We start from the raw sequence: 11988 nt of genomic DNA, 5'->3' as shown, positions 1-11988 counted from the left end.
GTACAGAATCATCTGGCCTTTGACCGGCTCGACCGGCAGCGACAGGTTCAGCGTCTTGAGCAGATCGCCGCTCCAGGCGCCGGCCGTCAGCACGATCTGATCGCCCTCGATCACGCCAGTTGAAGTCTGCACGCCCACCACCCGCTCGCCCTGACGCACAAACCCGCTGACTTCGCATTGCTCGTGAAGGGTCACGTTCGGCAGCGCCTGCAACGCCGCTTTCAGCGACTTGACCAGTCGCGGGTTTCTGACGTTGGCGACATCGGCCATGTAGATCGCCCGCGAAAATCCACCGCCCAGCACCGGTACCGCATCGTGTGCTGCCGAGATATCCACAGACCGCAACGGACGGTTCTCCCGTGCGGCCCAGGCCAGTGCCTCGGCTTCGTCATCCAGATCCAGCCAGTACAGGCCGGTGGTGTGCACTTCGGGATCAACGCCGGTATCGGCAAACAGGCGTTCGCCCAGCTGTGGATAAAAATCCTGCGACCAGTGCGCCAGCGCGGTGACGGCCGGGCTATAGCGCCACGGGTACAGCGGAGACACGATGCCGCCACCGGCCCAGGACGATTCCTGGCCGAGGTCCGAACGATCCAGCAGCACCACGCTGCGCACTTCGGAGGCGAGGTTGTAGGCGGTCAGCAGGCCAATCACCCCGCCACCGACAATCACCACTTGCTGTTGCCTGGTCATGTTTGATCCAACCGTGAAAAAGACAGTGGGCGCAAAAGGCGCCCTTGAGAAAGTACCTCAGCGGCCCCAGCAATCCTTGGTGGTCAGCCCGGTGGTAGCGTTATTCATGCTTCTGACGCCGGTGTTGGTCAGGGTGAAATCCCCGCACTTGTCGGTCGCCATGGTAGTGCCGGCCTTGCGGGTGGCGGTCAGCAGAAAGGTCTGGTCGGTGACCGTCGGGGTGAGCGTGTAAAAGTCATTGCCCGCGCTCAGACCGGTAATGCCGGTGTAGACGTTGTTTTTGGTATAGAAACGCTCGAGGATCTGCGCCTGTTCCGAGAGCAGCGAGACCACCTCGGCGCGCCGTCCCTTTTTCAGGTATTCGGTGTAGCTCGGTGCGGCGATGGTGATGATGATCCCGATGATCGCAATCACGATCATGATTTCGATCAGGGTGAAGCCCCGGTTGACTCTGCGCATGCCTCAAACTCTCACTTACTGTATTTGTCGCCACATGATACGACGGCTGCCGCCGCCGGATTTTTCCACCAGTGTGGTGACGGTGCCACTGGAATCGTTGACGATCTTGCGGGTCGCGCCATTGATGATGGCGTTCAGGGTCGGAATGCCACCAGTGAACACCACACCACTGGAAATCGTGTCGTTGCTGTCGACCACGCCGTCGGCGTTGGTGTCGAGCACCGCGTAGTTGAGCATCTTACCGCTGAACGCATCGAGTTCGACCAGTTTGCCGCTGCCGAAACTGGCACACGGGTCAGTGGTGTCGACACTGGCCGTGGTAAACACGATGCGCCCGAGCACCAGGCTGGCCTGATTGATCACTCGCTCACCGGTCAGCACGCTGTTGTACACCAAGGGCAGATACCAGCCCTTCTCCCCAGGATATGTCGTGTCGTTCTGGCTGGTGGTGATGAACTGCCCGGTGCTGCCGGAAAACACCCCGGTGACCGCCTGCGCCTGCAAACTGCTGACCGTCAGTTGCCCGGCACCACCGTCGGCATCCCACACCGAATAAAACGCCTGCAAATCCTTGTTGGTCTTGTCGGCGGTCTCGTTGAATTTGCCGGAGCCGAAAAAAACCTGCTTGCCGCCCAGCGAGTTGTCCGCCAGCAGCGGCTGCGCCGTGATCGGCTGGGTCGGCCCGCCCGCCGTGGTGAACAACGGCTTGCCGGAAAACGCCAGGCCCCAGCTGTTGGTCGAGGTCGCGCTGAGGTCGAATTTCCACAGACGCCCTTTCAAGTCGCCGCCGTAGGCTGCCTGCACCACGTTTGACGAATTGACCTTGAGCTTCACCGACGACAGACCATTGGTGGTTTCGCTGCTGTCGATCACGATCTTCTTGATCAACGAACCGTCACGCACATCCAGCACATACAACGCCGCCACCCCGGAGTTGCTGCCGTAACCATTGGCAATGAACGCTGCCCAGCGACCGTCGGCCAAGCGTGCCACTTCCGGCCGCGCGTAGGCATAACCCAGATCATTAAAAGCGTTGGCGGTGTTTGCCGTGGCGGGCGCACTGACTTCCCACAGGGCATTGAGCACATTGCCCGCCGCAGCGTCGAACAGCTGCAAGGCATAGAAAGTCTTGCCACCAGCGCCGGTGCCGCCAATCGCCAGGGTTTTCCAGGCGCTGTTGAGTTGCGCGTCATACACGCCGACCTGCCCGTCCACCAGAAACTTTTGGCTGACGCCGTTGACGTACGCCGGGTCGGCAATCAGCCGCAGCGACGGCAGTACGCTGGACGGCATGTAGGCATAGCGCCGGGTGCCGTTGGCGGCGTTGATGACGTTGACAAAACCATCGTTGGCATTCACCACCAGGCTGGGGTTCATGTTCGCCGCCTTGGTGGTCAGGTAAGTGCTGTAGGTGCTGTCGCCCGACAGGTCGGAGGCGGTTTTGTCGCTGGGTGAAGCCAGCACCAGCGGCGAGTTGATGATGTCGCCGAGCAATACGCTGCGCACCTTCAGCCCGGTTTTGTTGGTGCCCTTGCTCCACTCCACCAGATCGCTGCCGCTGATGCCGCTGGGCAGGCCCTGACCGAGCGTGGTCTGCTGGGTCGCAGAAAAGTTGCCGTACGCCAAGGTAACGGCGGCGTTGCTGGCGGTGTGCCACGATTGATAGGTCGGTGCGGTTGCGCCCGGAACGATGGTGGTGTCGGTGGTCCACAAGGCCGCGGAGGTATTCACCGCGCCGGCCGAGGTGAAGCCGAAAGATTTGATCGTCCCGCGCCAGTCCCTGGGATCGTAGCTGGTCTGGAAATAACTGGTGCCACTGGCCAGCGTGGTGCCGCTGGTGACGCCGCTGCCACCGGAGCCGGCCTTGGAGGTGATGTCACTCAACGCCGAGGACAGTGCGCTGTTGAGGCCAGTGCCGTCGGTCGCCTGGTAATACTTGCCCTGCCCATAGCTGGCCGCATCCAGGAGCATGTCGTTGTCGGCGGTAAAACCCACGGTGTAGGTGTTCATGTTCTGCTTGGGAAAATCCACGGCGTTCCAGCTTTTGCCGGCGGCGTCAGTCCCCGATGAACGCATGTCGATGTCGAAGGCGAATTTGGCGATGTCATCCAGATACAGCGTGTCACCTTCGTCGTCGCCATTGCGGTTGTCGCCGTCATTGTTGATGCCGTCCCAGTTCGGCAGACGACTGCCGCCCAGCGGGTCATTGGTGGGAAACGTGCGATCGAAGGTCGGCAGACCATCGGTGATGACCACGCCGTAGTTTTTCTGGCAGCGGTACTGGATCGGACTGGTGTAGGTGGTCGGCGTGCTGTTGTAGTACGGCGCCATGCCGCGCATGTAGCGGGTGATTTCGTAATAGGTTTCCGCCAGCGGCGTGTTGGCCACGGCACTCAAGCCGTTGATCGACGAAATCAGCGCGTTGTAGTTGGCGTCGGCCTGGGCCTGAGTCACGCTGCCGGAGACCGGCGACAGGTCACTGATGGATCGAGCGATGTAACCACCATTGCCGGAGTTGTTGTTGGTGACCGGATTGAAGGTCGACAGTCCCATGCGCAAGGTTCGGTTGCTGGCGACCAGCGCGGAGGACACATTGCGTGCCACGTTGATCCGGTAGTCGTTGGGAATCGCTCCGGTGGTGAAGTCGCGCGTGCCGTTGCTGATCGCCAGCCCGACCACGTAGGAAATGTAATCCCCCGTGTAGCGGGTGTTGCCGCCGCCCACCGGATCAGGCAGTTTCAGACACAGCGGCGCCACGCTGTTGTTGTAAAAAGCATACGCCCCACCGGAGCATCCAGACGTTGGCAGGCTTGATAAGAACACCGGATCGCCAGTAATCGTGGGTGCATTGAGGACCGAGCACAGCCCGAGGAACGCGTTGCACTGCCTGGCCGGCGTGCGAGTGACGTTCGGATCGAACCCCGCCGCATAAATGATGCTGTTCATGCTCCCGGAATCGTCGATCAGCAGCATTACATTGGGCGGCACCGCCGCCGCACTCAAAAGTGGAGAATCGGACGGGGTGAACGCATAGGCCGGCGCAGCCAGATACAAGCCCGCCAGCATGCCCGCCAACAGTCTCCAGCAGCGCTCAATACTTCGCATAGACACTCTCCACCACACTGCGCGAAGTGCCGGCGATACCGACCGCGGTCACTCGATACAGTGTCGCCGACGTATTGCTCGGCACGTTCACCGCCGTCAGGGTGGTGCCGATGTTCTGCACGCCATAGAAGCCATTGCCGGCGGCGATCCACGTCACCCCCGAGGTCGAATTGAGCCCCGCCGCACTGACCACCGATGACTCTGCCGGCGGCGCACATTGCGCAGTACTGGCACACACGGCCAGCGAATAACTGTCGAGTTGCACCGCACTCTCGCCGATGCGCAACGCCGCCTCGGCAGTCTGGAACGATTGATTGCGCAGGCTGACACTGCCGGCCATTTTTTCCTGCAGGTTGGCACTTTGCATTGATGACAGCCCCACCAGGGTCAGCAATAACAGGAACACCAGACTGACCAGCAGCACCATGCCGCGCTGGGTGCGTCGCTGATGCAAAGAAATCCTCATTGGCCCGGCCCTCACTGCAAGCGGTTGCGCAACGCGGCAACCACGTTGAAGGTTTGATTGGCCACCCGGTTGTTCGGGTCGGTGAGGGTCAGGCTCAGGCGCACGCTGCGGATGCGCGCCGGATCGCCGGGGTTGCTGCTGTAAGAGGACGCCGCGACATCGGAGGCGGACGAGGCCAGACCGAAGGTCACGTTAAAGGCACTGACGTTATTCACCAGCACCTGCTGGGTCGGCGTGCCGCTGCCGGTGCCCATGAGGATCTGGTTGCTGCTGAAGCTGTAGATCAAGCGGCGGATCGGAAAGGCGATCTGCCCGCTCCCGGCGGCGCGCAATCCGGTGTAGGCCGTGGCGCTGTTGCGGCAATCGGAGACCACCGTCCAGGTCGGCGTGCCACCATTGCCGCCGACGTCGGCGGTGACCAGGGTCAGCTTGAGGTTGCTGTTGTCCCAACTGATCGGGGTGAGCTGTGCCGCGTTGAAATCCCCGGCCGAACTTGCATCGGTAATGCTGCCGAGGCAGCCGAACATACCGACCATGCGCAACTCCTGGATCATCTTGCTCAGCACAAAGCGTGCGTCCTCCTGCATTGCCGCCCCGGTGTTCTGGCTGACATAGGTGTTTTTCGCGGCGAGAAACGTCTGCACCACCCCCAACACCACGATCAACCCGAGTGCAAGGGCGATGAGCATTTCAATCAGGCCGAACCCCCGATTGTGATGCTTCATGGCGTGGCCACCGGGTCGACTGCGGCGCGACTGGTCAGGACGAAACTGCGCGTGGTGCCCGTGGCATTCGCGGCCCGTGAGTCATTCCAGTTGATGGTGATGGTGTACACCCGCTGATTGAGGGTGATCGTGCCGGTGGCGGTCGGCCCGCCGAAATTGATGATGTTGGTGGTGAAGTCGTAGAGGTCCTGATCGCGGGCGACGCCGAGGTTGCCCGAGGTCGGCGGCGTGCCCGTGTAATCGGCCGCGGCGTTGGCGCGGATGCGGTCCATCATGTCGTAGGCGATGAAGCTGGCCTGACTGGTCATCCGTGAACTGTCGGTGTACTTCAGCGCATTGAGTTGCACCGCTGCCGCGCCCAATATGCCGACGGTCAGAATCAGCAACGCAACCAGCACCTCGATCAGCGACATGCCCTCCTGTGCCCGTAAGCTCCCTGCCCTCATCCGCAACTTCCACCCCATTGAATTCGTCCGTTGAGACACACGTTCAGCGTCCTGCTTTGCGTTCCCAGCACGTAACTGATGACCACCGCCGTCGACGGTGCCGCCAGACCACCCAGATTGTTGAAATCCAGTGCAGTCACTCCTGAGGGTAGCGTCAGAGTCGCGCCGCTGCTCATCGCTGGAACAACCCGCAATACATTGGCCGCATTGCCAGTACTGTCGTAGACCGACAACTCGCCGGTCCACACGCTGCCACCGGCGCTCGGTCGCAGGCGCGTGGTCACGCCGCGGTCGATCGCCTCCAGTCGCGCGTAGTTGAGGGCACGCTGCAGATCGCCCATTTCGGTGTCGGCCTTGCTGCTCTGGATCGAACGGGTGAAGCCCGGCACCGCCAGGGTGAGGAGAATCACCAACACGGCGATCGCGACCAGCAACTCGGGCAGCGTGAAACCTTTTGTACGATGATTCATCCATGCCCTCCGTTGCCGTCGGCTATACCTGCCTCTACAAACTAGAACATTCAACCGGCCTGTGTCGGTTGATTTGCCGTGCCCGGCGCAAGGATTGCGCCGGGCCTCAGGCTTCAGGGAGGAAGTCGTCATGCCGCAACAGGGTTTCAGTCTGATTGAATTGCTTATGGGACTGGCGATTGGCGCAATTGTTCTGGTGCTGGTCAGTCCGGCGTTTGCCGCTTTCACCGAAGCGACTCATCGCGACCAGGCTGCGCAGTCCTTGCTCGACGGCATCCGCAATGCCCGAACACAGGCCATCACGCGCAATCAGAGCGTGGTGATTCACGGCATCAACGGCGACTGGAGTCAGGGCTGGCGGATCATTCTGGATATCAGTGGCAAGGGGCCGCAGGACAGCGACAACCCACTGCTACAGGAGCGGGCGAGTGCCCAGCGGATACCGATTGTTGGCAATTGGGCGGTCAGTCGTTACGTGCGCTTCAGCAGTCTGGGGCAACCGCTGATGCCCGGGCGGGCGTTTCAGGCAGGGACGTTACATCTGTGTTCGGCACACGAACCGGTCAGCCAGCTGCAGGTGGTGCTGGCGGCGACCGGTCGGGTGCGCCTGACCCGGGAGAAAGCCGGGCAGGCGCTGTGCGAGAAAACGCAAAGCGTTAAATCGAGCGGACGCGCAGCTCTTTCGGCATCGAGAAGGTGATGTTCTCTTCACGCCCGGCCAGCTCATCGGCACCGGTAGCGCCCCACGCCTGCAATTGCTGGATCACGCCGCGCACCAGCACTTCCGGCGCGGAAGCACCGGCGGTGATGCCGATACGCTCGACGCCATCGAACCAGCTTTTCTGCAGATCCTCGGCGCCGTCGATCAGGTAGGCCGGCGTGGCCATGCGCTCAGCCAGCTCACGCAGGCGATTGGAGTTGGAGCTGTTCGTGCTGCCCACCACCAACACCACGTCGCATTCGTCGGCCAGTTGCTTGACCGCGTCCTGACGGTTTTGCGTGGCGTAGCAGATGTCGTCTTTGCGCGGGCCACCAATGGACGGGAAGCGACTGCGCAGTGCGTCGATCACGCGGCTGGTGTCGTCCATCGACAGCGTGGTCTGGGTCACGAACGCGAGTTTTTCCGGATTACGCACTTGCAGTTCAGCCACGTCTTTCTCGTCTTCGACGAGGTAGATCGCGCCGCCGTTGCTGGCGTCGTACTGGCCCATGGTGCCTTCGACCTCCGGGTGACCGGCGTGGCCGATCAGGATGCACTCACGACCGTCGCGGCTGTATTTCGCAACTTCGATGTGCACCTTGGTCACCAGCGGGCACGTGGCGTCGAACACCTTCAAACCACGACCGGCGGCTTCGTTGCGCACGGCTTGGGAAACGCCGTGGGCACTGAAGATCACGATGACGTCGTCCGGCACCTGATCCAGTTCTTCGACGAAGATCGCGCCACGATTACGCAGGTCTTCGACCACGAACTTGTTGTGCACCACTTCGTGGCGTACGTAGATCGGTGGCCCGAAGACTTCCAGGGCGCGGTTGACGATTTCGATCGCCCGGTCCACACCGGCGCAGAAGCCACGGGGGTTGGCGAGTTTGATTTGCATGCTGTGCCTCGTGTCTTGCGCGCAAGAAATAACGAAAACGGTGGAAAACATTGTGGGAGCGAGCCTGTTGTGGCGAGGGGATTTATCCCCGATCGATTGCGAAGCAATCGTAAAACCAGTCAGCGCTTTCCCATTAAAGATCTCGGTGCCTGGTTTTTGGGGGCTTCGCCCCCATCGGGGATAAATCCCCTCACCACAAAGCCCACTCCCACAGTGGTTATGCGTTGTGACTTACAGCGCTTTAACGTTGATGATCTCGACGTCAAAGGTCAGCGTCTTGCCGGCGAGCGGGTGGTTGAAGTCGACGGTCACTTGCGCGTCGTCGAACTCTTTCACCACACCCGGCAGCTCAGTATTGGCCGCATCGTTGAAGATCACCAGCAGACCCGGCGACAGCTCCATGTCGGCAAACTGCGAACGCGGGATGACCTGTACGTTTTGCGGGTTCGGCTGGCCGAAGGCGTTTTCCGGCTCGACGGTCAGCGTGCGCTTGTCGCCGGCCTTGAAGCCGAACAGTGCGGCTTCGAAACCCGGCAGCAGATTGCCGTCACCGACCTTGAAGGTCGCCGGGGCTTTGTCGAAGGTGCTGTCGACCGTGTCGCCATTCTCCAGGCGCAATGCGAAGTGCAAGGTGACTTCCGTGTTCTGCCCGATGCGTTGCTCAGCCACTACCTGTTCAGTCATGAACGGCTTCTCCGGTTTTCTTCGGTTTGAACATGTCCAGTGCCAGCATTATCGCGCCAACGGTGATCGCGCTGTCGGCGAAGTTGAATGCCGGGAAGTACCAGCGGTTCTGCCAGTGCACCAGAATGAAGTCGATCACATGGCCCAGGGCAATGCGGTCATACAGATTGCCCAGCGCACCGCCCAGCACCAGCGCCAGCGCGACGGCCAGCCAAGTATCGTTGCGGCCCAGGCGTTTGAGCCAGACCACCAGCACTGCACTGACCACAATCGCGATCAGGGCGAACAGCCAGCGCTGCCAGCCGGAGCTGTCAGCCAGGAAGCTGAACGCCGCGCCGGTGTTGTAGGCCAGGGTCCAGCTGAAGTAATCGGGAATGATCACGATCTGCTGGAACATTTCGAGCTTGTTTTCGAAGTAGAACTTGCTGGCCTGGTCGATGACCAGAACCAGCAAACTCAACCAGAGCCAGCTCAACCGTCCGAAACGGCCAACGGAATCAGGCATAGTGACGAACCTCGCCGGCGCCGCTGATGTTGTCGACGCAACGACCGCAGATTTCCGGATGCTCCGGGTTCACGCCGACGTCTTCGCGGCAGTGCCAGCAACGGGCGCATTTCGCGAAGGCCGATTTGACGATCTTCAGTTTCAGGCCGCTGACTTCGGTGGTGACCGCGTCCGCCGGTGCCTGAACGAAAGGTGCCACGCTGGCAGTCGAGGTGATCAGGACAAAGCGCAGTTCGTTGCTCAGCTTGGCCAGGTCGGCGCTCAGCGCGTCTTCGGCGAACAGCGTCACTTCGGCCTGCAGGTTGCCACCGACGGCTTTGGCCGCACGCTGGATTTCCATCTCTTTGTTGACCGCAACCTTCACTTCCATAATGCGATCCCAGTAAGCGCGACCCAGCTCGAAGCCTTCCGGCAGCTCGGTCAGACCTTCATACCAGGTGTTGAGCATGACGGATTCGTTGCGCTCGCCCGGCAGGTACTGCCACAGCTCGTCGGCAGTGAACGCGAGGATCGGTGCGATCCAGCGCACCAGCGCTTCGGAGATGTGGAACAGCGCGGTCTGGCACGAGCGACGGGCCTTGCTGTCGGCGCCGGTGGTGTACTGGCGATCCTTGATGATGTCGAGGTAGAAACCACCCAGCTCCTGCACGCAGAAGTTGTGGATCTTCGAGTAGACGTTCCAGAAACGGTATTCGCCGTAGTGCTCTTGCAACTCGCGTTGCAGCAGCAGGGTACGGTCCACGGCCCAGCGATCCAGCGCCAGCATGTCTTCAGCCGGCAGCAGGTCGGTGGCCGGGTTGAAACCGGTCAGGTTGGAAAGCAGGAAGCGCGCCGTGTTACGGATGCGACGATAGGCGTCCGCACTGCGTTGCAGAATCTGCTCGGACACGGCCATTTCGCCGGAGTAGTCGGTCGACGCGACCCACAGACGCATGATGTCGGCGCCCAGGGTGTCGTTGACTTTCTGCGGCGCGATCACGTTGCCCAGCGACTTGGACATCTTGCGGCCGGACTCGTCGACGGTGAAACCGTGGGTCAGCAGCTCGCGGTATGGCGCGTGGTTGTCGATCGCGCAACCGGTCAGCAAGGACGAGTGGAACCAGCCGCGGTGCTGGTCGGAACCTTCCAGGTACAGGTCGGCGCGTGGACCGGTCTCGTGGCCCATCGGGTGCGAACCGCGCAATACGTGCCAGTGGGTGGTGCCCGAATCGAACCAGACGTCGAGGGTGTCGCTGATCTTGTCGTACAGCGGCGCTTCGTCGCCCAGCAGTTCGGCGGCGTCGAGCTTGAACCAGGCTTCGATGCCTTCGACTTCAACGCGCTTGGCCACTTCTTCCATCAGTTCGACGGTGCGTGGGTGCAGCTCGCCGCTTTCCTTGTTGAGGAAAAACGGGATCGGCACGCCCCAGTTGCGCTGACGGGAGATGCACCAGTCCGGACGGTTGGCGATCATCGAGTGCAGGCGCGCCTGGCCCCAGGCCGGAACGAACTTGGTGTCTTCGATGGCTTTGAGCGAGCGTACGCGCAGGGTGTCGCCGCTGACCGGTTCTTTGTCCATGCCGATGAACCACTGCGCGGTGGCGCGGTAGATCAGCGGGGTCTTGTGGCGCCAGCAGTGCATGTAGCTGTGTTCGATGACGGTGGTGTGCATCAGCGCACCGACTTCGGTCAGCTTGTCGACGATGGCCGGGTTGGCCTTCCAGATGAACTGGCCGCCGAAGAACTCCAGCGACGGCACGTACACGCCGTTGCTCTGCACCGGGTTAAGGATGTCGTCGTTGACCATGCCGTATTTCTTGCAGGTCACGAAGTCGTCCACGCCGTAGGCCGGGGCGGAGTGAACCACACCGGTGCCGGCGCCCAGTTCCACGTAGTCGGCCAGGTAGACTGGCGACAGGCGGTCGTAGAACGGGTGACGGAAGTTGATCAGCTCCAGCGCCGAGCCCGGCGCGATGGCCAGTACGGTGCCTTCAACGCCGTAACGGGACAGGCAGGATTCAACCAGCTCTTCAGCCAGGACCAGCAGCTTGTCGCCGATATCGACCAGGGCGTAGTTGAATTCCGGGTGTACGTTCAGCGCCTGGTTGGCCGGGATGGTCCACGGGGTGGTGGTCCAGATCACGATCGAGGCAGGCTTGCTCAGCGACGGCAGACCGAACGCGGCGGCCAGTCTGGCTTCGTCGGCGATCGGGAAGGCCACGTCGATGGTCGAGGACTTCTTGTTCTCGTACTCGACTTCAGCTTCGGCCAGGGCCGAACCGCAATCAAAGCACCAGTTCACAGGCTTCAGGCCCTTGAACACGAAACCGCCCTTGACGATTTCGGCGAGGGCGCGGATTTCACCGGCCTCGTTCTTGAAGTCCATGGTCTTGTACGGGTTGGCGAAGTCGCCCAGCACGCCGAGGCGGATGAACTCGGTCTTCTGCCCTTCGATCTGCTCGGTGGCATAGGCACGGCACAGCTCGCGGGTCTTGTCCGCGCCCAGGTTCTTGCCGTGGGTCACTTCAACCTTGTGCTCGATCGGCAGGCCGTGGCAGTCCCAACCTGGAACATACGGCGCGTCGAAACCCGACAGGGTCTTCGAGCGGATGATCATGTCCTTGAGAATCTTGTTCAGTGCGTGACCGATGTGGATCGTGCCGTTGGCGTACGGAGGGCCGTCGTGCAGGACGAACTTCGGACGATCCTTGCCAATCTCGCGCAACTTTCCGTACAGGCCAATACTGTCCCAGCGCTGCAGGATCTGCGGTTCGCGCTGTGGCAGGCCGGCCTTCATTGGGAAGGCGGTGTCCGGAAGGTTTAGCGTGGCTTTATAGTCGGTCATTTAAGGCTCT

At 61.4% G+C, this 11988-nt stretch carries 12 protein-coding genes; 1 reads left to right on the top strand and 11 read right to left on the bottom strand.

Going from position 1 to position 11988, the window contains the following annotated elements:
• The 7 genes from DBR24_RS25125 to DBR24_RS25095 all read right to left on the bottom strand — a co-directional run.
• The coding region (locus DBR24_RS25125) for an FAD-binding oxidoreductase (RefSeq protein WP_128616074.1) at positions 1 to 693 on the bottom strand (693 nt) is incomplete at its 3' end.
• A gap of 57 nt (positions 694 to 750) precedes the next feature.
• Complete coding sequence (locus tag DBR24_RS25120; protein ID WP_123464035.1) at positions 751 to 1152, bottom strand: type IV pilin protein; 402 nt, start codon at positions 1150 to 1152, stop codon at positions 751 to 753.
• 15 nt (positions 1153 to 1167) lie between these two features.
• Positions 1168 to 4257 carry a pilus assembly protein gene (locus DBR24_RS25115; protein WP_128616073.1) on the bottom strand — a complete coding sequence of 1030 codons (3090 nt, stop codon included), beginning with the start codon at positions 4255 to 4257 and terminating at the stop codon, positions 1168 to 1170.
• Entirely contained in the window at positions 4244 to 4723 is a 480-nt protein-coding gene (locus DBR24_RS25110; RefSeq protein ID WP_123464031.1) for a PilX N-terminal domain-containing pilus assembly protein, read from the bottom strand. Before DBR24_RS25110 ends, DBR24_RS25115 begins: the two co-directional genes overlap by 14 nt.
• Positions 4724 to 4734: 11 nt before the next feature.
• Entirely contained in the window at positions 4735 to 5448 is a 714-nt protein-coding gene (locus tag DBR24_RS25105; protein ID WP_128616072.1) for a PilW family protein, read from the bottom strand.
• Positions 5445 to 5894, bottom strand: a complete 450-nt coding sequence (pilV, locus tag DBR24_RS25100; protein ID WP_123464027.1) for a type IV pilus modification protein PilV — start codon at positions 5892 to 5894, stop codon at positions 5445 to 5447. Before pilV ends, DBR24_RS25105 begins: the two co-directional genes overlap by 4 nt.
• On the bottom strand, positions 5891 to 6364 hold the full coding sequence (locus DBR24_RS25095) for a GspH/FimT family pseudopilin (RefSeq protein WP_128616071.1): 474 nt from the start codon (positions 6362 to 6364) through the stop codon (positions 5891 to 5893). Before DBR24_RS25095 ends, pilV begins: the two co-directional genes overlap by 4 nt.
• A gap of 130 nt (positions 6365 to 6494) precedes the next feature.
• On the opposite strand from DBR24_RS25095, the gene DBR24_RS25090 reads away from it, so the two are divergent.
• Entirely contained in the window at positions 6495 to 7064 is a 570-nt protein-coding gene (locus DBR24_RS25090; RefSeq protein WP_128616070.1) for a GspH/FimT family protein, read from the top strand.
• Here DBR24_RS25090 and ispH read toward each other — a convergent pair.
• The 4 genes from ispH to ileS form a co-directional block, all read right to left on the bottom strand.
• A complete protein-coding gene (gene ispH, locus DBR24_RS25085; RefSeq protein ID WP_128616069.1) occupies positions 7021 to 7965 on the bottom strand; it encodes a 4-hydroxy-3-methylbut-2-enyl diphosphate reductase in 945 nt (314 codons plus the stop codon). The two genes, DBR24_RS25090 and ispH, sit on opposite strands and share 44 nt — an antisense overlap.
• Positions 7966 to 8196: 231 nt before the next feature.
• Positions 8197 to 8649, bottom strand: coding sequence for an FKBP-type peptidyl-prolyl cis-trans isomerase (gene fkpB, locus DBR24_RS25080; protein ID WP_128616068.1), 453 nt, complete (start codon positions 8647 to 8649; stop codon positions 8197 to 8199).
• Entirely contained in the window at positions 8642 to 9154 is a 513-nt protein-coding gene (gene lspA / locus DBR24_RS25075; protein ID WP_064589254.1) for a signal peptidase II, read from the bottom strand. Before lspA ends, fkpB begins: the two co-directional genes overlap by 8 nt.
• Positions 9147 to 11978 (bottom strand): isoleucine--tRNA ligase, encoded by a 2832-nt coding sequence (gene ileS, locus DBR24_RS25070; protein WP_123464017.1) that lies wholly within the window; start codon positions 11976 to 11978, stop codon positions 9147 to 9149. The genes lspA and ileS overlap by 8 nt, the downstream gene beginning before the upstream one ends.
• Between the last annotated feature and the right edge of the window lie 10 nt (positions 11979 to 11988).

The organism is Pseudomonas sp. HMWF006, from assembly GCF_003061205.1.
Lineage (GTDB): Bacteria > Pseudomonadota > Gammaproteobacteria > Pseudomonadales > Pseudomonadaceae > Aquipseudomonas > Aquipseudomonas monsensis.
The sequence above is the reverse complement of the archived record's forward strand: the minus strand, read 5'-3'. Positions and strand labels throughout refer to the sequence as shown.

What these genes read in the sequence shown, in the direction of transcription:
- DBR24_RS25120 (WP_123464035.1), bottom strand. Translation starts at nt 1,152, where the DNA reads ATGCGCAGAGTCAACCGGGGCTTCACCCTGATCGAAATCATGATCGTG.
- DBR24_RS25115 (WP_128616073.1), bottom strand. Translation starts at nt 4,257, where the DNA reads ATGCGAAGTATTGAGCGCTGCTGGAGACTGTTGGCGGGCATGCTGGCG.
- DBR24_RS25110 (WP_123464031.1), bottom strand. Translation starts at nt 4,723, where the DNA reads ATGAGGATTTCTTTGCATCAGCGACGCACCCAGCGCGGCATGGTGCTG.
- DBR24_RS25105 (WP_128616072.1), bottom strand. Translation starts at nt 5,448, where the DNA reads ATGAAGCATCACAATCGGGGGTTCGGCCTGATTGAAATGCTCATCGCC.
- pilV (WP_123464027.1), bottom strand. Translation starts at nt 5,894, where the DNA reads ATGAGGGCAGGGAGCTTACGGGCACAGGAGGGCATGTCGCTGATCGAG.
- DBR24_RS25095 (WP_128616071.1), bottom strand. Translation starts at nt 6,364, where the DNA reads ATGAATCATCGTACAAAAGGTTTCACGCTGCCCGAGTTGCTGGTCGCG.
- DBR24_RS25090 (WP_128616070.1), top strand. Translation starts at nt 6,495, where the DNA reads ATGCCGCAACAGGGTTTCAGTCTGATTGAATTGCTTATGGGACTGGCG.
- ispH (WP_128616069.1), bottom strand. Translation starts at nt 7,965, where the DNA reads ATGCAAATCAAACTCGCCAACCCCCGTGGCTTCTGCGCCGGTGTGGAC.
- fkpB (WP_128616068.1), bottom strand. Translation starts at nt 8,649, where the DNA reads ATGACTGAACAGGTAGTGGCTGAGCAACGCATCGGGCAGAACACGGAA.
- lspA (WP_064589254.1), bottom strand. Translation starts at nt 9,154, where the DNA reads ATGCCTGATTCCGTTGGCCGTTTCGGACGGTTGAGCTGGCTCTGGTTG.
- ileS (WP_123464017.1), bottom strand. Translation starts at nt 11,978, where the DNA reads ATGACCGACTATAAAGCCACGCTAAACCTTCCGGACACCGCCTTCCCA.